This window comes from Streptomyces griseochromogenes, assembly GCF_001542625.1.
GTDB lineage: Bacteria > Actinomycetota > Actinomycetes > Streptomycetales > Streptomycetaceae > Streptomyces > Streptomyces griseochromogenes.
This window is the reverse complement of the sequence record NZ_CP016279.1, coordinates 4,302,596-4,323,064: the sequence shown is the minus strand read 5'-3', so window position 1 is coordinate 4,323,064 and position 20,469 is coordinate 4,302,596. Positions and strand designations below refer to the sequence as shown.

Annotated in this window: 18 protein-coding genes; 15 read left to right on the top strand and 3 right to left on the bottom strand. The window is 72.0% G+C overall.

From position 1 onward, the window contains the following. Nucleotides 1–143 precede the first annotated feature (143 nt). From AVL59_RS18315 to AVL59_RS54355, 6 genes are read left to right on the top strand one after another with little or no spacing between them, the layout of a single operon-like run. Nucleotides 144–1,085 carry an ABC transporter substrate-binding protein gene (locus AVL59_RS18315; RefSeq protein ID WP_067305547.1) on the top strand — a complete coding sequence of 314 codons (942 nt, stop codon included), beginning with the start codon at nt 144–146 and terminating at the stop codon, nt 1,083–1,085. Continuing rightward, nucleotides 1,082–1,894 carry an ABC transporter permease gene (locus tag AVL59_RS18310; RefSeq protein ID WP_067305544.1) on the top strand — a complete coding sequence of 271 codons (813 nt, stop codon included), beginning with the start codon at nt 1,082–1,084 and terminating at the stop codon, nt 1,892–1,894. The genes AVL59_RS18315 and AVL59_RS18310 overlap by 4 nt, the downstream gene beginning before the upstream one ends. Continuing rightward, the gene (locus AVL59_RS18305; RefSeq protein ID WP_261340674.1) at nt 1,891–2,868 is read left to right on the top strand and encodes an ABC transporter permease; all 978 of its coding nucleotides are present in this window, start codon (nt 1,891–1,893) and stop codon (nt 2,866–2,868) included. Before AVL59_RS18310 ends, AVL59_RS18305 begins: the two co-directional genes overlap by 4 nt. Then, nucleotides 2,865–4,469: a benzoylformate decarboxylase gene (gene mdlC, locus AVL59_RS18300; RefSeq protein WP_079146768.1), complete on the top strand. Its 1,605-nt coding sequence runs from the start codon at nt 2,865–2,867 to the stop codon at nt 4,467–4,469. Before AVL59_RS18305 ends, mdlC begins: the two co-directional genes overlap by 4 nt. A gap of 3 nt (nt 4,470–4,472) precedes the next feature. Beyond that, entirely contained in the window at nt 4,473–5,225 is a 753-nt protein-coding gene (locus AVL59_RS18295; protein ID WP_067305541.1) for an ABC transporter ATP-binding protein, read from the top strand. A gap of 44 nt (nt 5,226–5,269) precedes the next feature. Then, a complete protein-coding gene (locus AVL59_RS54355; RefSeq protein WP_237281540.1) occupies nt 5,270–5,854 on the top strand; it encodes a hypothetical protein in 585 nt (194 codons plus the stop codon). A 45-nt stretch (nt 5,855–5,899) separates the two neighbouring features. Here AVL59_RS54355 and AVL59_RS18285 read toward each other — a convergent pair whose 3' ends face one another. The 3 genes from AVL59_RS18285 to AVL59_RS18275 all read right to left on the bottom strand — a co-directional run bounded on the left by AVL59_RS18285 (nt 5,900) and on the right by AVL59_RS18275 (nt 10,988). Then, nucleotides 5,900–8,542, bottom strand: coding sequence for a beta propeller repeat protein (locus AVL59_RS18285; RefSeq protein ID WP_067305538.1), 2,643 nt, complete (start codon nt 8,540–8,542; stop codon nt 5,900–5,902). Between the two features lie 138 nt (nt 8,543–8,680). After that, nucleotides 8,681–9,805 carry a GNAT family N-acetyltransferase gene (locus tag AVL59_RS18280; RefSeq protein ID WP_067305535.1) on the bottom strand — a complete coding sequence of 375 codons (1,125 nt, stop codon included), beginning with the start codon at nt 9,803–9,805 and terminating at the stop codon, nt 8,681–8,683. Between the two features lie 313 nt (nt 9,806–10,118). Then, the gene (locus AVL59_RS18275; RefSeq protein WP_067305533.1) at nt 10,119–10,988 is read right to left on the bottom strand and encodes a helix-turn-helix transcriptional regulator; all 870 of its coding nucleotides are present in this window, start codon (nt 10,986–10,988) and stop codon (nt 10,119–10,121) included. 152 nt (nt 10,989–11,140) lie between these two features. On the opposite strand from AVL59_RS18275, the gene AVL59_RS18270 reads away from it, so the two are divergent. From AVL59_RS18270 to AVL59_RS18230, 9 genes are all read left to right on the top strand, one after another. Next, nucleotides 11,141–11,908: an SDR family oxidoreductase gene (locus AVL59_RS18270; protein WP_067305531.1), complete on the top strand. Its 768-nt coding sequence runs from the start codon at nt 11,141–11,143 to the stop codon at nt 11,906–11,908. 45 nt (nt 11,909–11,953) lie between these two features. Next, nucleotides 11,954–12,862 (top strand): SDR family oxidoreductase, encoded by a 909-nt coding sequence (locus AVL59_RS18265; RefSeq protein ID WP_067305529.1) that lies wholly within the window; start codon nt 11,954–11,956, stop codon nt 12,860–12,862. Between the two features lie 50 nt (nt 12,863–12,912). Then, nucleotides 12,913–13,128 (top strand): tautomerase family protein, encoded by a 216-nt coding sequence (locus AVL59_RS18260; RefSeq protein WP_067305526.1) that lies wholly within the window; start codon nt 12,913–12,915, stop codon nt 13,126–13,128. A 76-nt stretch (nt 13,129–13,204) separates the two neighbouring features. Next, a complete protein-coding gene (locus tag AVL59_RS18255; RefSeq protein WP_067305523.1) occupies nt 13,205–13,633 on the top strand; it encodes a PaaI family thioesterase in 429 nt (142 codons plus the stop codon). Between the two features lie 239 nt (nt 13,634–13,872). After that, on the top strand, nt 13,873–16,494 hold the full coding sequence (locus AVL59_RS18250; protein WP_067305520.1) for a glycoside hydrolase family 31 protein: 2,622 nt from the start codon (nt 13,873–13,875) through the stop codon (nt 16,492–16,494). 116 nt (nt 16,495–16,610) lie between these two features. Continuing rightward, nucleotides 16,611–17,819, top strand: a complete 1,209-nt coding sequence (locus tag AVL59_RS18245) for a chitinase (RefSeq protein WP_079146767.1) — start codon at nt 16,611–16,613, stop codon at nt 17,817–17,819. 126 nt (nt 17,820–17,945) lie between these two features. Continuing rightward, nucleotides 17,946–18,722, top strand: coding sequence for a polysaccharide lyase family 7 protein (locus AVL59_RS18240; RefSeq protein ID WP_067305514.1), 777 nt, complete (start codon nt 17,946–17,948; stop codon nt 18,720–18,722). A gap of 94 nt (nt 18,723–18,816) precedes the next feature. Then, nucleotides 18,817–19,272: a hypothetical protein gene (locus AVL59_RS18235; RefSeq protein WP_067305511.1), complete on the top strand. Its 456-nt coding sequence runs from the start codon at nt 18,817–18,819 to the stop codon at nt 19,270–19,272. A gap of 175 nt (nt 19,273–19,447) precedes the next feature. Next, nucleotides 19,448–20,428, top strand: a complete 981-nt coding sequence (locus tag AVL59_RS18230) for an SMP-30/gluconolactonase/LRE family protein (RefSeq protein ID WP_067305508.1) — start codon at nt 19,448–19,450, stop codon at nt 20,426–20,428. Nucleotides 20,429–20,469 lie beyond the last annotated feature (41 nt).

Sequence of the window (20,469 nt, the reverse complement as noted above, 5' to 3'; positions counted from 1 at the left end):
CATCGTAAACCGATCGGTTTTCACCAGGCCACCCCGACCCGTCCCCGAGGGCCGCCCGACGCGAGTGCGCTTTTCTCCAAAGGCCGGTGAAACCCTCTGTTCGCATGTAGCGATCATGACAATTGCGAGGTAGGCATGCCCGTATGGCGTTATGTCGATCACGATCGCTACGGACCAGGTTCGCGGCGGCCATCGCCGCCCTGACACTCACCCTCGCGGGCTGCGAAAGCGGCGCGGGCTCCCGCTCCCACGACGGGCGGCAGAGGCTGACCGTGGCGGCGGTGCCGCTCACCGACTCGGCCGCGCTCTACCTCGCCCGGGACCGCGGACTGTTCGCCAAGGAGGGCCTGGACGTCGACATCCGGCCCGTGCAGCAGAGCATCCAGGCGCTGCCCGCGCTGCTCAAGGGCCAGGTGAGCGTGATCGCGAGCGCCAACTACGTCACCTACCTCCAGGCGTACGAGAAGGGCACCCTGGACCTGCGCATCCTCGCCGAGGGCGTCCGGATCACCCCGCACATGATGGACGTCCTGGTGTCCAAGGACTCGGGGATCAGGACGCCGGCCGACCTCGCGGGCAAGAAGGTCGCCGTCGCCGTCCTCAACAACATCCAGTCGCTGACCCTGAACGCGATCCTCGACGCCGAGGGCGTCGGCCGGCCCGTCTACCGGCAGATCCTCTTCCCGCAGATGGGTCCCGCCCTGGAACGGGACCAGGTGGACGCCGTCCACGCGGTCGAGCCCTTCGACACCGCGATCCAGGACGAGCTCGGCGCCCGGGTGCTGCTGGACGGCGGCTCGGGGCCGGCGCGCTCCCTGCCCGCCAGCGGATACGTGACCACGCGGGACTTCACCCAGAAGCACGCGAAGGCCGCGGCGGGCTTCCGGCGCGCCATCGAGGCGGCGTCGAAGATCGCCGCCGAGGATCCCGGTGCCGTACGCGCGGAGCTGCCGAAGTACACCAAGGTCACCGCGGACCAGGCCAAGTCGATCCACCTGCCCACGTATCCGGTGGCCGCCGACGCCGCGCGGCTGCGCCGTCTCGTCCACCTCATGCGCGAGCAGGCGCTGCTGCTGCGCTCATGACGCGGCGTCAGGAGCTGGTGCTCGGCGTTCTCGGCACGGTGCTGGCCTTCGGTGCCTGCGAGACGGTCGCCCGGGCCGGGTTCGTGCGGCGCAGCTATCTGCCGCCCGCCTCCGAAGTCCTCGTCCGCGCCGTGCGGCTGGCGGGCGACGGGGCCTTCCTCGACGGCGTCGGGGCCACGCTGCGGGCCTGGGCGCTGGGCCTCGCCCTGGCCTGTGCGATCGCCGTGCCGCTGGGCCTTCTGCTGGGCACGGTGCCGGGCCTCGACGCCGCTCTGCGCGCGATCGTGGAGTTCCTGCGGCCCTTGCCGTCCGTCGCGTTGATCCCCCTGGTGTCGCTGCTGCTCGGATCGAGTACCTCGGCGGAGGTGACGCTGATCGCGTACGCGTCGCTGTGGCCGGTGCTGTTCAACACCGTCTACGGCCTCGCCGAGACCGATCCACTGGCCAAGGACACGCTGCGCGCCTTCGGCTTCGGGCGCCTCGCGGTGCTGCTCCGGGTCGAACTGCCCGGCACCGCCCCGTTCATCGCCGCCGGAGTGCGGATCTCCGCCGCCGTCGCGCTCATCCTGGCCGTCGCCTCGGAGATCCTGTCCGGGTTCGGCGAGGGGCTCGGCATCTTCATCGCCCAGGCCGAGACGGCCACGGACGGCACCCGGGACGTCCTCGCGGGCGTGGTGTGGGCGGGCACTCTGGGGCTGGTGATCAACGGCGTGCTGGTCGGGGCCGAGCGGCGGCTGTTCCGGTGGGCCCACGAAGCCCCGCCCGCGCGACGGCAGTCGGGGCCGGGGCGGCAGGAGGCCCCGACATGACGGCGGACCGGCGCCGGGCCCGCCGTGCTCCGGAGGACTCCCGCACGCGCGGGCCCCGCACCGCCGAGGGCGCCGCCACCGGCCGGGACCGCGTCCCTGACGGCTCCCGTTCCGGCCAGGCCGGCACTCCCGGCGGCTCCCGCACGCGCCGCGCTCCTGCCGCGCGCGACTCCCGGTTCCGCTCCCGTCCGGCCCGTGCCGCCGTCCCCCTGCTGCTGCGCTGGTCGGTGCTGCTGGCCGCCGTCGCCGGCTGGGAGGCGGCCGCCCGCGCGCACGGCAGCGTGTACTTCCCGCCCCCGCTGCGTATCGCCCGCCACGCCCATGACCTGTGGTTCTCCGGCCCTCTCGACCACCTGTTCCTCACCGGTGCGGCCGTCGACACCATCCTGCCCAGCCTCGGGCGGATGGCGGCGGGATTCACGCTCGCCGCCGTCGCCGGGACCGCCCTCGGGATCACGGTGGGCCGCTCACGGCGGGCGTACGCGCTCTGCAACCCGGTGCTCCAGTTCGCGCGGGCGGTTCCGCCGCCCGCCCTGGTACCGGTGTTCGTCGTCGTCTTCGACTTCGGTACGCCCATGCAGGTGGCGTCGATCGCGTTCAGCGCCGTATGGCCGGTGCTGGTCAACTCGGCCGAGGGTGCCCGGGCCACGGACCCGCTGCGGCTGGAGGTGGCCGCGGTACTGCGGCTGACGGGGCCCGAACGGCTGTGGTTCCTGGTGCTGCCGTCCGCGCTGCCCCGGATCTTCGCGGGCCTCAGGCTGAGCCTGTCGCTGAGCCTGATCCTGATGGTCTTCTCGGAACTGCTGCCGGGGTCCGCCGACGGCATCGGCTTCACGCTCACCGACGCCCAGACGCGTTCCGACCTGCTGACGGTGTGGTCCGCACTGATGCTGCTCGGCGTGCTCGGTCATCTCCTCAACACCGGTCTGCTGGCGGTCGAGAGGCGGCTCATCGGCCCAGGGAGGGTCTCGTGACGGCGACAGTGCGCGACGCGGTCGTACGGTTCCTGCGGGACACCGGCATGACCACCGTCTTCGGCAACCCGGGCTCCACGGAACTGCGCATGGTCCGTGACTGGCCGGACGATTTCACCTATGTGCTCGGGCTCCAGGAGTCCATCGCCGTGGGTATGGCGGCCGGACACGCGCTCGGCACCCGGAACGCCGCCTTCGTCAGCCTGCACTCGGCCGGCGGCGTCGGGCATGCGCTCGGCGCCGTCTTCAACGCCTTCCGCGACCGTGTGCCCCTGGTGGTCGTGGCGGGCCAGCAGGCGCGTTCGCTGATCCAGCTGCGGCCCTTCCTCGGTGCCGACGAACCGGCCCTGTTCCCGCGCCCCTACGTGAAGTACGCCCGCCAGCCGGAGCGGGCCGAGGACGTGCCGGCCGTGCTCGCCGAGGCGTACCGGATCGCGATGACGCATCCGCGCGGCCCGGTCTTCGTCTCGGTGCCCGAGGACGACTGGGACCGGCCCGCCGAGCCCGTGGTGCCCCGCACGGTGCACTCCGCGTTCACAGCCCGCCCGGAGGTCCTCGCCGCCCTCGCCGCCCGGCTCGACTCCTGCGCCCGCCCGGCTCTGGTGATCGGCCCGGGCGTGGACGACGAGGACGCGCTGGACGAGGTCCGGGCGCTGGCGGAGCGGCTGCGTGCCGGGGTCTGGATCAGCCCGCTGTCCGGCCGCTCCGGTTTCCCGGAGTCGCACCCGCTGTTCCAGGGCTTCCTTCCGCCGGTCGCCGGGCCGCTGGCCGCGCGCCTGGCGCCGTACGACGTGGTGATGGCTCTGGGCGCGCCGCTGTTCACGTACCACGTGGCGGACGACGGGCCGCCCCTGGCGCCGGGTACCGACCTGTTCCACCTGGACTGCGATCCGGGGCAGGCCGCCTGGCTGCCCACCGGCACCAGCGTCGTGACGACGCTGCGGCCCGCGCTGGCCCACCTCGCCGAGCTGGTGAAGGAAGCGGACCGCGAGCCGCCTCCGCCTCGTCCCGCGCCCCCGGCAGGCGGCGCGGAGGAGCCTCTCACCCCGGAGCTGGTCTTCGATCTGCTGCACGCGCGGCTGCCGCGCGACCGGGTGCTCGTCGAGGAGGCCCCGAGTCATCGCGACGCCCTGCACGCGCGCGTGCCGGTCGACCTGGGCGGCGGCTTCCTCACGACGGGCAGCGGAGCGCTCGGCTGGGGCCTGCCCCTCGCGGTCGGCCGGGCGCTCGCCGACGGGCGCCGGGTGGTGTGCGTGGTCGGCGACGGCTCGGCGCTCTACTCCGTGCAGGCCCTGTGGAGCGCGGCCCGGTACGCGGCGCCCGTCACCTACGTCCTCCTCGACAACGGCGGATACGGGGCCGTCCGCGCGCTGGGCCGCCGGATCGGTATCGAGCGCGTGCCCGGTACGGACATCGAGGGCGTCGACTTCACGGGGCTCGCGGAGTCCTTCGGCTGCCCCGCGGCCCGCGCCGAGCGCCCCGGCGAGGTGCCTGCCGCCCTCGACCACGCCCTGCGCCGCGGCGACGACTCGGGGCCGTTCCTGCTCCAGCTGCGGGTGACCGGCAGCGCGGGCACCCTGTACGAGCCCTGGGCCGGGTGAGGGATGCTGCGCCTCGACCGCGTGAGCCGGCGCTACGGCGACCACCCCGTGCTGGACGACATCAGCCTCACCGTGCCCGACGGACAACTGCTGTGCGTCGTCGGGCCCTCGGGCTGCGGCAAGTCCACGCTGCTGCGGACCATCGCCGGGCTGCTGCCCGTGCAGGAGGGCACGATCACGGTCGACGGCACGCCGGTGACCGGTGTACCCGAGCGGCTCGCGGTCGTCTTCCAGGAGTACGGCCGTTCGCTGCTGCCCTGGCTCACCGTCCGGGACAACGTGGCCCTGCCGTTGCGGCGCGGGGGCCTTGGGCGGGCGGCCCGGCACGCCGAGGCCGAGGCCATCCTGGAACGGGTCGGCCTGCCCGGGGTGGCCCGCCGGCATCCCCGGCAGCTGTCGGGCGGGATGCAGCAGCGGGTCGCGATCGCCCGCGCGCTGGTCTGCCGGCCCTCCCTGCTGCTCATGGACGAGCCGTTCGGCTCCCTGGACGCCCGTACCCGCGAGGACCTGGAGGACCTGCTCCTCGAGGTGCACCGTGCCGACGGCACGACCATCGTGTTCGTCACCCACGACATCGACGAGAGCGTGTACGTCGGCGACCGGGTCGTCGTCCTCTCCCCCGGCCCCGGCTCCCGTGTCGTCCGGGACCTGGCGGTGGACCTGCCCGGCGAACGCGACCAGATCACCACACGCGGCCTGCCCGGTTTCGTGGCGCTGCGCACAGAGGTGGGGCGGGCGGTGCGCAACGGGGCGTGAGGCCGGGCATTCTGGGGGCGGGTGTCGAGCTGGGAGGTGGCGGCATGCGGTGGTGCGGTGCGGCGTGGGTGACCGCCGCGGTGGTCGTGCTGCTGGCGGGGTGCGGCGCGTCGGGGGGCGGGGGTTCGGCGGCACACACGGGTGCGCCGGAGAGCGGGGGCGGCTCCGGGCCGTCGGACAGCGGGAGCGCGGGGACGGGGCCGTCGGACAGCGGCTCGCTCGGGCCGTCGCCCTCGACGCACACCGCCGCTTCCCCGCCCTCCCCCGCTGCGCCCTCCCCCTCGGCGGGGAAGTGCGCGGCCGGACATGGGGAGGTCGCCGTCTCCCCCGGTGACCCGGTCCGGCGGGAGCTGTGCGTACGGCCCGGGACGGTGGTCACGCTCGTGCTGCGCCCCCGCGTGGACGACAAGCGGTGGACCGGGGTGGAGAGTTCGGCCCCTGCCCTCGTCGTCCCGACCGGCTGGCGTGTGGAGGCGGACGGCACCGCGCACGCCGCCCTGCGCTGCGCGGGCACCCGGGGCGGTGCCGCCCGGGTGACCGTCTCCGCGAAGGCACCGGACGTGGCGGGTGCCCCGCAGGGAGTCTTCACGCTGGACCTGAGCGTGGTGCCGTACGCGCGAAACGGGTGACCCCATGGCTGCCGGGGTCACCCGTTCCCCGGTCCTGCGGGCCGGTCAGTCGAGGTCGCGCAGTCTGATGGCCCGGATGCCCCGACCGTGGGTGGCCGCGTACAGCGTGCCGCCGTCCGGGCTGGTCTTCAGCTGGAGCACCGCGACGGCCGGAAGGCTGCCGACGCGTTCCCACCTCGTGTGGCCGGGCGCGCGGTGGACGACGCCGAGGTCGGTCGCCACGGCGAGGCCGCCGTCCGCCGTCACCAGCACGGAGTCGGTGGGTACGTCGGGGAGGTTCGCCGAGATGTCCTTCCAGGTGGTGCCGCCGTCCGTGGACTCGAAGACGTGGCCGACGCCCGCTCCCGGGCCCTCGGTCCAGTGCCTGGAGAAGCCGTTGACCGCGAGGAAGACGTGGTCGGCGTTCTTCGGGTCGATGGCGAAACCGCTCAGGTAGCGATTGGGTACGGTCCCGTCCGCGGGCAGGCTGATGTCGTGCCAGCCGGTGCCGTCCGCGTTGCCGACGGCGATGCCACGGGCGAAGCCCTGGTTGTTGCACGGACCGCACCAGGCGGCGTAGACCTTCCCGCCCGAGGCCGCGACGGCGGTCGCGACCCGGCCGGTGCCGAAGTCGTGCACGCTGGTCCACTCCGCGCCGCTGCGGATGGCGTAGCCGTGGGTCTGCACCCAGATGTGGCGGCCGCCGGCGATCCAGGTGTCGCCGTCCTTCAGGTCGGCCGCGAGCGGGGCGATGAAGCGGGCCTCGCTGGTGGCGTTGTCGGGCGGGGCGACGCCGTAGGAGGTGGCCTTGCTCGGGTCGGTGGTCCAACTGCCGTCGTTGACGGCGCAGTTCTGGGTGACCTGGACGGCGAGGTAGACGTACTCCTGGGCGATGTCGCAGCCGTCGGCGGGGTCGGTGAGGGTGTCGCCGCCGTCGCCGCCGAAGTCGGAACCCATCACCTTGTCGTCGCCGCGCAGGACGGACTGGCCGTTGTCCTGCAGGCCGCCGGTGACGGACAGGCCGCCGTGGTCGAGGTCCCTGCCGATGCCGACGGAGTAATACTGGAGGGTGTCGATGCTGCCGTCGTTGAGGGACGTCCAGTCGGTGGCGTGGCCGGAGGCGTCCTGGGAGCCGTCGACGGGGCGCTTGTAGACGCCTCCGTCGTTGCCGACGTACACCCAGCTCCTGCCGTGGTAGCGGCCGATCGCCACGCCGTGCTGGTCGGAGTGGGTGGTCTGGTGGCAGTCGCCGGTCTGCTCGGCGGGGTCGATGCTCCAGCAGGAGAAGGGGAAGTTCCAGTACGGGCCGACGGTGGACCAGGTGGTGCCGCCGTCCTTGGTCTCGTAGACCTCTTCGAGACCGGCGTACACATGCTGCGGGTCGCTCGGGTCGACGGCGAGGAACTGGTTGTACCAGGCCTGGACGCCGGGCATGTAACCGGCCGTGGTCAGAGCCGAGTTGTCGGCGGCCAGGCCCTTGTAGTCGGCGATCTTCGTCCAGGGACCGGCCGGCGAACCCGACTTGGAGACGAAGATGCCCTCAAGTCCGCTGTCCGGATCGGTGTTCAGCTGGTGCGGCGACTGGTCGATGGCATAGTAGCGGGAGCCGTCGGCCGAGCGGGCGAAGGTGACGTTGCCGACGTCGTCGGCGTCGGCGGGGAGGTCGCCGAGGCCGCTGGTGATCCGGGTCCAGGTGCCGCCGGTCTTCCGGTAGAAGCCGTTGTAGTCGTCTCCACCGCGCCAGCCGACGGCCAGGACCACCTCGGACGGGTCCTTGGGATCGATCGCGATGTCGTTGGCGAGGTTCTTGTACGGGGCGTTCGGGTCGTCGGCCTTCGAACCGCCGGGCAGATAGTCGGGGTTGGGCGCGAACTCCAGCTTCCAGGGGCCGTTCAGCCGCTTCGTGGAGTGGCTCCACACCCCTTCGCTGGTGGCCGCCCACACCTTGCCGCCGCCGAAGCGCAGTTCGTGGATGGTGGTGCTCTCCAGCTCGTCGCCGCCGACCCTGCGGCGCGGGGAGAACGTGCCGTGGTGCGGGTGGGCCAGGACGTAGACACCGCTGCCGAGGTAGGCGTCCGAGTTGGTGGTGGCCTCGCCGGTGCCCAGCCACAGCCGGCCCGCTCCGTCGACGGCGAGGGCGCCGGTGGACTGCGCCGGCAGCCGGTCGCTGATGGGCTGCCAGTGGCCGCCCCCGGTGCGCGAGCGCCACACTCCGCCGCCGGCGCTGCCCGCGTAGACGTAGCCGTCGTCGTCGGCCGCGAGCGCTGCCATGCGGCCGGTCACGTGGCCGGATCCACCGCTGGAGTTGGAGTCGATGTCGCGGTAGCGCGGGTCGTCGGAGTCGTACGGCAGGCTGGTGACGTGGCGCCAGCCGCCGCCGGTCCGCGGGAGCCTTTGGAGATCGTTCCAGGCGGCGCCGTACGCGCCCGGTGCCACGACGCCGGGTGAGGTGCGGGCCTCGGCGTACTGGTCCGCGCCCTCGGCGATCTCGTCCGCCTCGTTGCCGTCGTCGTCATCGGCCCGCAGGTGCGGGGAGACGACACCCACCGAGTGCTGGCGCTGCTCGGCGAGTCGGCCGAGCGCGCGGACTCCGAAGGGGACGGCGCCGCCGCGGCCGGAGGCGGCGGTCGGGGGTATCGCGACGAGCGCGGCGGACGCCGTGAGCGCGCAGACGGTGAACCACCGTCTGCTGCGGGTGGGCAAGGACACTTGGACCTCCCGGACGGGTATCGACACAGCCGACGCAGGAGACCCGACCACGCGGACATGACACCGTCCGTCACTTGACCCACATTTGACGCGTACCTGCCAGTAGCTGGCGGTCCGGGCCGCGATGTTCCGGCACGCTCACCCCGACCGGGGGCCGCTCGGGGGCGATGCGGCGGCAGCGGTCCGCTCGTGGGCGCGCAGGTGGCCGACCGTCTTCAGCAGCCGGTCGGCGGGCTCGCGCAGCCGGGGATGGGCCAGGACCGTGTTGCGCAGGCCGCGCACCGGGCGGCGCCACAGCCGCTGGGCCACGGCCACGGGGTGCGGGCGCGCGGCGAAGCCCTCGCCGACCCGCAGTTCACGGGTCTTGAGCCAGTCCTTGTACTCCTTGTCGCCGCGCCCCAGGTCGACCAGGGTCACCCCGTGCCGGGCGGCCGCCTCGGCCGTCCTCAGGTGCATCATCAACCCCGGGGAGTAGTAGTGGAGTTCGGGATCGTAGGCGGTGAACCAGGCGGCGAGGACCGTGCTGGAGCGGGGACCGAAGTGGGCCGCGACCGGACGGTCTCCCGCGTAGAGCACGGACAGCACCCCGGTGAAGTGCTCCTCGCGGACGTGGAAGAGATGGTCCACCAGATCGACGATCCAGGGCCGCGAGAACCGGTCCATGCGCCCCGTCCGGCGGTACTGGGCGGACTTCCAGCGCATGAGCGTGCGCAGCATCTCGGGATCGCGCTCGTCGAACACGAACCGCACCTCGCCGATGTCCCGCCCGAGGCGGCGCTCCTTCTTCAGGGTCGTCTTGGCCAGCCCCGGGTAGGCGCCCCGCAGCCACTGCGCGTAGGCGCCGTCGCCGGGCTTCACGTCGATCACCGGCGAGGCGAAGGTGCCGGTGACGTGCGGGGCGAACGGCCGCTGTTCCTGGACGAGATGATCGAACTCGAAGATGCTGATCCCGCAGGCGCGCAGCAGTTCTCCGGCGTCCCAGGTGACTCCGGGCCGGTGCACGAGCGCCTGGCAGTCGGAGAGCCCGAGTCCGATGGCGCGGCCGGTGCCGAAGGGGCTCCGCTCGTACGGGAAGAAGCCGACCGCCTCCCCGTCCTCCCGCAGGACGGCCACCCGTGTGCCGCCGCGGTGGCGGCCGACACCGAGGGTGAACTCCGGCGCCAGGAAAGGATTGGCGTATTCCGGTGACTCGTCCATCGCCCGGTGCCAGGCTCCGCGCAGCGCGGAGGTCAGGTCGCCGGGTCTGTGGATGGTGATCTCCACGTCAGCTCGACCGCCCTTCCGCCGGCTTCACGAGTGTTGTCTCGCGTGCGGCACAGGCCGGTGCGACGTGTGGATCACGGCTCTTGGATCGCATGGGCGATCGCTCCCCCCCCATGACGCGCCGGGCGCGTCCTGCCATTGCTACCGATGTCTACGGCTCCCCGCCGTGCGCAGTCGCTCAAACGTCGCGAAACAGTACGCACACCGTCAAGGGTGCCTCAGGCGACGGAAGATCCGCCATGGGTCTGCGGACATCGGTGATGTGTCAGGACGGATTGCCTGAATGTCCCGCCTTCTCGGCCGGGCCGCTCCGTCAGCCCGGCCGGCGCCCCAGACCTTCCGCGCCGGTCGTCATGTCCTGCGTGCCGATCACCGACAGCAGTTCCAGCTGGGCCGCGCCCTCGGTGCCGGGCGGGGCACTGAACCACAGCAGGCGCTGACGGCCGTCCTCGCTGAACAGGTTGTGGCAGTCCAGTTCGATGACGCCGAGCGAGGGATGGACGATCCGCTTGTGGTCGGTGCGGCGCAGGGCCACGTCCCGCTGCTCCCAGAGCTCCTCGAACTCCGCGCTGCGTCGGCGCAGCGTGGCGACCAGCCGGCCGACGTCGGCGTCCTTGGCGCGCCGGGCGGCGACCGCCCGCAGGTCGGCGACGAACACCCGGGAGTGGTGCGGGTGGTCCTCGAAGGGGTAGACGGCGCGGGCGCCGGGATCGGTGAACCAGCGGTGGACGAAGCTCGCCTCCAGTCCGCGGGTGGCCGGTGGCGGGCCGAGGAGCGCGCGGGCGAGGGGGTTCTGCACGAGGGTCTCGTGCAGGTCGTTGATGACCTGGGCGGGGGTGGTGGTGAGCCGGTCCAACAGGCCGACCAGGGCGGGCTGGGCCTGTGCCGCCGTGCCGTGGGCGGTCGGCACGGGGCGGTCGGCCAGGTGGAAGAGGTGATCGCGTTCGTCGCCGCTCAGCCTGAGCGCGCGGGCGAGCGCGCCCAGCACCTGCGCGGAGGGCTGGGCCCCGCGACCGCGCTCCAGCTCGGTGTAGTAGTCGGCGGAGAGCCCGGCCAGCTGGGCGACCTCCTCGCGCCTGAGACCCGGCACCCGGCGGCGGGGCCCGGTGGGCAGGCCGACGTCGGCGGGGCGGATCCGGTCGCGGCGGGACTTCAGGAAGGCGGCGAGCTCCGATTGGTTCACGACTCCATGGTCACCCCGGCAGCGACGCGGAACCAGGGGTTGCCGACCCCAGGGTGAGCACAGCCGTGGCTGGCGGCCGACCGGGCACCCAGGCTGGAGGCACTCACCGGGCGTCACGCCCCGCTCCCCCTGGAGGCCCCGTGTCCACCGATATGTCCACTGAAATATCCGCCCACTCCACCACCCCCTCCGCACCCCGCGTCGCCATCGTCACCGGAGGCTCCCGGGGGATCGGCCGCGAGACGGTCAAGCGGCTCGCCGCCGACGGATACGCCGTGGTGGTCGGGTACGCGGGCAACCGCGAGCCGGCCGAGGCCGCGGTCGAGGAAGCCGTCGCGGCAGGCGGTCGCGCGGTCGCCGTCCGCGCCGACGTCGCCGACGAGACGCAGGTCGCCGCGCTGTTCGAGACCGCCGCCGACGAGTTCGGCGGAGTCGACGTCGTGGTCCACGCGGCCGGGCGGATGTACCTCGCGACGGTCGCCGAGCTGGACCTGGCGGAGCTGGACGCGATGCACCGCACCAACATCCGCGGCACCTTCGTGGTCGCCCGGCAGGCGGCCCACACCCTGCGCCCCGGCGGCGCGTTCCTCACCTTCTCCACGTCCGTGGTGGGCCTGTCCTTCCCCGCCTACGGCGCCTACAGCGCCAGCAAGGGCGCGGTCGAGGCGTTGACCATGGTCCTGGCCCGCGAACTGCGCGGACGGGACGTCACCGTGAACTCCGTCGCCCCCGGGCCCACGGCCACCGATCTGTTCCTGGACGGCAAGGACGAGGAGACCGTCGCGAGGCTGGCCGCCCAGCCCCCGCTGGAGCGCCTCGGCACGCCGGCCGACATCGCCGAGGTGGTGGCCTTTCTCGCCTCCCCGGCCGGCCACTGGGTCAACGGCCAGGTGGTCCGCGCCAACGGCGGCATCGTCTGACACTCCTTCACCCCAGCTTCTTCTGCGCCACTCATGCGAGGACTCATGCTCACCGACACTCCCCGGACCATCCTGGTCACCGGCGCCTCCAGCGGCTTCGGCGCGCTGACCGTGCGGGCCCTGGCCGAGGCCGGCCACACCGTCTACGCGGGCATCCGGCAGACGGCCACCCGCAACGCGCCCGCCGTGGCCGACCTCGGCCGGCACGCGGCCGCACACCGCGTGTCCCTGCACGCGGTGGACCTCGACGTCACCTCCCAGGACTCGGCAGACGCGGCCGTCGCCCATGTCCTGGCCGCCGAGGGCCGGCTGGACGTGGTGGTCCACAACGCGGGCCACATGGTCACCGGGCCCGCCGAGGCCTTCACCCCCGGCCAGCTGGCCGATCTGTACGACGTCAACGTCCTCGGCGCCCAGCGCGTCAACCGGGCCGCGCTGCCCCATCTGCGGGAACGGGGCGAGGGCCTGCTGGTGTGGATCGGCAGTTCCAGCACCCGCGGCGGCTGCCCGCCGTTCCTCGCGCCGTACTTCGCCGCGAAGGCGGCGATGGACGCGCTGGCGGTCAGCTACGCCGGCGAGCTGATCCGGTTCGGCATCGACACCGCGATCGTCGTCCCGGGCGCGTTCACCTCCGGCACCAACCACTTCGCCCACGCGGGCACTCCCGCCGACACCGAGCGGGCCGCCGCCTACGACGAGCGCTACGGCGCCCTGCTGGCGGGCCTGGACCAGCGGCTCGCGGCGCTCGTCCCGCCGGATGCCGACGCGGCGCAGGTCGCCGAAGCCGTCGTACGCCTGGTGGACCTGCCCGCCGGCCGCCGGCCGCTGCGCACGCACGTCGACCCGAGCCGCGACGGCAGCGAGGTCGTCTCCGCGGTCGCCGACCGGATCCGCGCGGACTTCTTCCATCGCGCCGGGCTGGAGGACCTGCTCACCGCGGGCAGCTCCCTCTGACACCCCGTCCGACATCCTCTCGACCATTTTCCCAGCCAAGGAGATCTCCCATGCCCTTCGCCAACTTCAAGGTCCCTGCCGGAAGCCTGGACGAGCAGCAGAAGGAGCTGATCGTCACGCGCGCCACCGAGCTGTACGTCGGGCTCTACGGCGAGCGTGCCCGCGCCACCACGCTGGTCCTCGTCGAAGAGGTCGTCGACGGTGGCTGGGGCATCGGGGGCGGTGTGCTGACGCTGGCCATGATCCAGCAGCCGTCCGAGGAGTGACTGGCGCCCGGTGCCCCGCGCCACCACAGTGGATCACCGTCCACAGCACCACGGCACCCATGAAAGGCGGTACGTCATGTCCCCCTCCGAGCCGGTCGTCCCGAAGCCCGGTGATCTGCTGGCAGCCATGCCGTTCGCGGCCGGGCTGGGCATCGAGTTGCAGGAGGCCACGGCCGAGCGCACCGTCGGGATCCTGGCCTGGTCGCCGGACGTCTGTACGGCGGGCGGGGCGCTGCACGGCGGGGCGCTGATGGCGCTGGCGGACAGCGTCGGCGCCGTGTGTGCCTACCTCAACCTGCCCGAGGGGGCGTCCGGGACCTCGACGGTGGAGTCCAAGACCAACTTCCTGCGGTCGGTCACCGCCGGGCACGTCCACGCCACGGCCCGCCCCCTGCATCTCGGCGGCACGCTCATGGTGGTGCAGACGGATCTGCGCGACGACCGGAACCGGCTGGTCGGCCAGACCACGCAGACCCAGATCGTGCTCCGGAGGAACACCGACTGAGCGACACCGGCACGAAGGCCGGCCCCCTCCGCGAGGGGGCCGGCCTTCGTCGTGCCCGGGCGTGGTACGCACCGCCGTATTGACATGAACCTGCGCCAACCCCGAGGCTTCGTGCGTGAAGTTGCTCGATTGAAGCCCATTTCGAGCGCATCCGCGCAACAAGCGCAAGAACAGTCAGTCCGCGATGGTGCGATGGGAGCTGTTCCCCCGTGCAAAGACCACGAAGACTGCGCCGCCGTGTGCCGTGGCCGTCCTGGGTTCCACTGGGGCTGGCGGCCGCCCTGGCCGGGACGGTGCTCACCGCCCCGGCGCCCGCAGCGGCCGCCACGAAAGCGGCCGGCGCCGTACTCGACTCCGCCCACAGCAGCGTCACCTGGCAGAGTCCCGTGTACCCCAAGGGCACCGGCGGTGGCACCGAGAGCTGTCCCGCTGCCGCCGCCGACCCCGACAACAAGGTCTGCGACCGCTTCGACCTGACCGTCTCGGTACCGGACGGCTACTGGGACGACAACCCCGAGGGCGGCGTACCGCTGTCGGTCAAGTGGGAGAAGCCCTCCGACGACTTCGACCTGTACGTCTACGACGACCACGGCAAGCAGGTGGCGTCCAGCGCCGGCACGGCCGACCCCGAGGCGACGGTGATCCCGCGCGCGTCGGGGACGTACCACGTCCTGGTCGTTCCGTACGACGCGCACGACAACTCCTTCACGGGCAGCGCGTACCTGCCCGCGACCACGGACGCCGGCGATCTCACGTCCTTCTCGGGCGGCGACGGCAGCTACACGATCGGAGCGGGCGCGCTCACCGCCCGCGCCGACTTCCTGACGGGCGGTCAACTCCGGCTCCAGGCGGACCCGTCGGGCTCGCTGAGCGATCCGGCGGGCACGGCCATCGTGCGCAAACAGCCCGCCCTCCAGCGGCACACCTCGTCCTTCGACGCGGGCGACTACTACGGCATCCGCTCCCCCGAGGCCGTGCTGCGCGTGTACAAGAAGCCGCTGCGGTTCGGGCTGTACAAGCCCGACGACCGCACCCGGATCTGGCAGGAGGACAAGCCGCTGCGCTGGTCCACCGGCGGAATGCGGCAGAGCCTCACGCGGGGCGCCGACGAGCAGTTCTTCGGCGGCGGCGAGCAGAACGGCACCTTCTCGCACCGCGGACAGACCATGTACGTGGCCAACAGTTTCGACTGGAACGAGGGCGGCTACAACAACTCCCAGCCGTTCTACCTCTCCAGCGCGGGCTACGGCGTCCTCCGCAACACCTTCGCGCCGGGCGTGTACACCTTCGGCTCGCCGGTCACCACCGGCCAGCAGGAACGACGCCTGGACGCCTACTACTTCCCCGGTGACGCCAAGCGGGTCATCGGCAAGTACACGGCGCTGGTCGGCAAGCCCTTCATGCCGCCGGTCTACGGCCTCGAACCCGGCGACTCGGACTGCTACCTGCACAACGCCAACCGGGGCGAGCGGCACACCCTGGACGCGCTGAAGATCGCCGACGGCTACACCGAGAACCAGATGCCGCTCGGCTGGATGCTGGTCAACGACGGCTACGGCTGCGGGTACGAGAACCTGGAGCAGACCGCGAAGGGCCTGCGGGACCACCACGCCCAGCTCGGTCTGTGGACCCAGGACGGCATCGACAAGCTCGCCGACCAGGTCAAGGCCGGCCAGCGGGTGGCCAAGCTGGACGTGGCCTGGGTCGGCAACGGCTACAAGTTCGCGCTGGACGCCTGCGACGCCGCCAAGAAGGGGATCGAGGACAACAGCGACGCGCGCGGGTTCGTCTGGCTGCCCGTGTCCTGGGCGGGCGCCCAGCGCTGCGGGGTGCTGTGGAGCGGCGACCAGAAGCTGTCCTGGGACTACATCCGCTGGCAGATACCGACGTACGCCGGGGCGACCCTGTCCGGCATCGCCTACAACACCGGTGACGTGGGCAGCATCTACCGTCACGACGCCAAGATGTACGCCCGGGACCTGCAGTGGAAGGCGTTCCTGCCGGCCGTCATGACCATGGACGGCTGGGCCAGTGACCTCACGACCGGAAAGCCCGCCGACCAGCAGCCGTGGCGGGACGGGGAGCCGTACACCTCGATCAACCGCAAGTACCTCCAGCTGAAGGAGCGGCTGCTGCCGTACATGTACACCCTGTCGGCGGAGGCGGCGAAGACGGGTGTGGGCGCGGTGCGTCCGTTGTGGCTGGAGTACCCGGACGACCCGGACACCCTGGGCGCCGAGGCGAAGTACGAGTTCCTGTCCGGCCCCGACTTCCTCGTCGCCCCGGTCTACCAGGACTCCGACACCCGTGACGGCATCTACCTCCCGAAGGGCACCTGGACCGACTACTGGACCGGCCGCACCTACCAGGGTCCGACCACTCTGAACGGCTACCACGCCCCGCTGGACACGCTCCCGTTGTTCGTGCGCGAGGGTGCGATCGTTCCCATGTGGCCCAAGGGCACGACGAGTTGGCAGACCCGCGACCGGCACGAGCTGGACTGGGACGTGTACCCGTCCGCGCACGGCACCAGCCGCTACACGCTCTACGAGGACGACGGCGTCACACGCGCCTTCGCCGAGGGCGCGGCGGCCACGCAGCGGGTGTCGGCGCACGCCGACGCGCGGGGGACGACGGTGACGGTCGGCGCGAGCAAGGGCGAGTACGCGGACAGGCCGGACGCCCGGACGTACCGGTTCACCGTGCACGGCGACACGGCACCCGCGCGGGTGCTCGTCGACGGGCGCCAACTGCCGGACTCCGCCTGGGCGTACGACGCGGACACCCATGTGACGACGATCAGCACACCGAGCCTGCCACTCGACAGCGGCTTCGCGGTGCGTCTGGTCGACGCCGAGTAAAGAGATCGTATGGTCTAGTCCAAAGAGCAAGTTGGTCTAGTCCAACTTATTGACGTGACCGCAACAGCTCCCGGAGGGTGGGGCTCCTCCCCACCCCCACCCTCTGGAGGCACGCAGTGAGACGTCTTCACGCATGTCTGGGCGCCACGGCGGCCGTGACGCTCGCCGCCGCGGGCACGACCGCCCTCGTCGCGGGCAACGCCTCGGGCGCCACCACCGCGCTCGACAACCGCTGGTACGCCGCGGCCCCCTATCTGATGCCGCTGGACAACGACCCGCCGGACGCGTCGGCCATCATGGACGCCACCGGACTCAAAGCCTTCCAGCTGGCCTTCATCCTCGCGCCCAACGGCGGCGGCTGCTCCCCCACCTGGGGCGGCACGGCACCGGTCTCCTCCGACACGGCCGTGCAGTCGGTCATCAACACGATCCGCGCCAAGGGCGGTGACGTCTCCGTCTCCATCGGCGGGTACGGCGGCACCAAGCTCGGGCAGAGTTGCTCGGACGCGGCCTCCACGGCGGTGGCGTACCAGCAGGTCATCACCAAGTACGGGCTGCACGCCATCGACTTCGACCTGGAGGAGCCGGAGTACGAGAACAGCGCGGCGATCAAGAACGAGATCGGCGCCGCGAAGATCCTGCAGCAGAACAACCCGGGCCTGTACGTCTCCGTGACCACGGCGGGCACGGCGGACGGCACCGGCTGGTTCGGCAAGCAGATGCTGCTGGAGGCCAAGTCGCAGGGGTTCACCCCGAACAACTTCTCCATCATGCCCTTCGACGGCGGCTTCAACGGGGCGGCGAGCCAGACCGGCGCGCTCACCAACTTCAACTCGATCCTGCAGTCCACGTTCGGCTGGGACCAGGCGACCGCCTACGCCCATGAGGGCTTCTCCGGAATGAACGGCCGCAGCGACACCGGCGAGTACTTCACACAGTCCGACTTCCAGACCGTGCTGGACTACGCCACGAGCCACAACATGGACCGCTTCACGTTCTGGTCCCTGAACCGGGACCGCCAGTGCACGCCGCCCGACAACGGCGGCCGCACGTCCGGGACCTGCTCCAGCGTGACGCAGAACTCCTGGGACTTCGCCAAGTACTCGGTGCGGTTCGCGGGCGCCACCCCGCCCTCCTCCACACCGACACCCACGCCGACGCCGACCCCCGCCTCCTGCAAGACCGCCTGGAGTTCGACGGCCGTGTACACGGCGGGGAACGAGGTCTCGTACAGCAAGCACAACTGGAAGGCCAAGTGGTGGACCCAGAACGAGGCCCCCGGCGCCTCGGAGTGGGGCCCGTGGCAGGACGAGGGCGCCTGCTGACCCTCTTGACGTGTCTGGTTCAGACCTCTAGCTTCACGGGTCACCGATGAACAAGGATGCGTCCAGCGTTCACAGTTATGAACTTCTGAACAATGGGCGCATCCTTCTGGCGGAAGGACCCCCCACGTGACCCGTCCCAGGCTGCTCGCGGCCGCGACCGCCGCGGGCTTCGCCCTCACTCTCACCGCTCTCACCGGTGGCAGCGCCGACGCGGCAGACCCGCATGTCGCGCCCGGCGGCAACTTCGACCTGTCGATATGGCAGTTGCAGGAGCCGGTCGGCTCGCCCGGCTCCCCGACCACCATCCCCTCGTCCCGGCTCCAGGGCGCGAACGGCTACCAGGACGCCTACTTCTACACCGACACACGCGACGGCGCGATGACCTTCTGGGCACCCGAGAAAGGCGTGACCACGCCGAACTCGAACTACGCCCGCTCGGAGCTGCGCGAGATGAACCGGAGCGGCAGCCCCGCCGACTGGCCGCTCAACGGCTCCCACCGGATGAGCGCGACCCTGCGGGTGGTCTCGGTGACCAAGAACGTCTGCGTGGGCCAGATCCACCTGGGCTCCGGCGGCTCGTCCACCAAGCCGCTGCTGGAGCTGTATTACCACGCGGACGGCGACATCGTGCTCGGCACCGAGAACTCGCCCTCCGGCGGCCAGACCACGCACACCGTGGGCCATGTGGCGGTCGGCAGGACATGGAGCTACACCATCGCCGTCTCCGGCGGGAACACCATCGATCTGACGGTCAACGGCACCACCACCCACTACGCCATCCCGTCGTCGTTCTCGCCGTACAAGCAGTACTTCAAGGCGGGTTCCTACAACCAGTCGTCCTCGGACAGCACCACGAAGGGAGCCCGGGTCGCGTTCTACGGGCTGACCGTCTCGCACGGCTGACACGCGGCGCGACCTGCGCGACTGGTGCAACCGGGCGTACGGTCGTAGCGTCGAGGTGCACGCGGCGGTACACGCACGACGGGCGGGAGCGGCCATGCGCGGATCACTGGTGGGAACGGCGGTCACCCTGGCGGCGGGGGCCATGCTCACCGCGGCCATGACCACGGCTTCGGCCAGCCCGCCGGCTGCCACGGCCCCGAAGGCCGAGCCTTCGCAGCCGGTCCTGGTCGACTGCTTCTGGAACCGCAACGTCCGCCCGACCGACTTCATCCTGGCCTGCGGCGACGGCAACAGCCGCCTCATCGGGCTCCACTGGACGCGGTGGAGCCCGGACACGGCCACCGCCGTGGGCGTGAACGCGGTCAACGACTGCAAGCCGTACTGCGCGGCGGGCACCTTCCGTTCGTACCGGGTGACCGTGCGCCTCGACCGTCCGGAACCCTGGAAGAAGCACCCGGACGTCCTGCGCTACGGCCGGATGAGCCTCACCTACGAAGGCGCCCGGCCTGACGGCTTCAAGAACGTCGTGATCTACCCTCTCTGGGACTGACCTCCCCCGCCGCGCGCGGCCAAACCCGTCACCCGGGCGGGCCGCGCGCGGCGTCATGTCGTGGGCCGCGCGGGCGACCCCGCGGCCCTGGCTCCCCGGGCCGGTGACCAGCACGCCGTCATGTTTGTGTGGCCCCGCACGCCGGCGCACCGCGCGCCGTACGAAATGAGGTCACATGCCCCGACTCCCCCGCCTGGCCTCGGCCGCCACTGCCGCGCTCGTGTTCGGCCTGATCGCGGCGGCACCCGCCACCGGCCACGAGCCGATCGTCACGGACTCGCGGATCGTCGCCCACTTCGGCCTGGCCGCCGGGCAGACGCCCGAGAACATCGCGGTCGAGGGCGACGGGTCCGCCGACCTCACCTTCGCCCTCGCCCGGCAGGTCGCCCACGTCACCGCGGACGGGGAGACCCGGATCCTCGCGACCCTGCCGGCCGTGGAGAAGCCGAACACACCCGTCGTGCGCAGCGCCTCCGTCACCGGCGTCGTACGCACCCACGACGGCACGCTCTACGTCAACTACGCGACCGGCACGCGCGAGACCGGTATCTGGCGCATCCCCGGCGACGGCGGCACAGCGGCGCAGATCGCCGAGCTGCCGTCGAACGGGCTGCCCAACGGCCTGGCCCTCGACGAACGCCACGGCATGCTTTACGCCGCCGACTCCGTACTCGGCACCGTGTGGCGCGTCCCGGTGTCCGGCGGCAAGGCCACGGCCTGGGCGAAGGGCGCGGAACTGCGGCCGCTGTCCGTGCCGGACGGCTCCGGCTACGGCGCCAACGGCATCAAGGCGCACCGCGACGCGGTGTGGGTGTCCAACTCGGACCGCGGGACGCTGCTGCGCTTCCCCATCGGCCAGGACGGTTCGGCGGGCCCCGTCGAGACTCGGGCCACGGGCCTGGCCGGCATCGACGACTTCGCCTTCCCCGGGCAGGGCAGCAGCGTGCTGGCCGCGCTGAACGACTCCAGCCAGGTCGTGCTGGTGCGCCGGGACGGCACCCGCACGGTCGTGCTGACCCGGCAGGACGGGCTGTCCAACCCGACCTCGGTGGCCGTTTTCGGCCGGACCCTGTACCTGCCCAGCGGCGCGTTCGTCACCAAGCAGGACCCGAACCTGATCCTCGCCCGCCTGCGCTATCTGTTCGGCCGCCTCTAGCCGGTCGGCCGTTCGCCGCGACCGGTCGGCCCGGTCGCGGC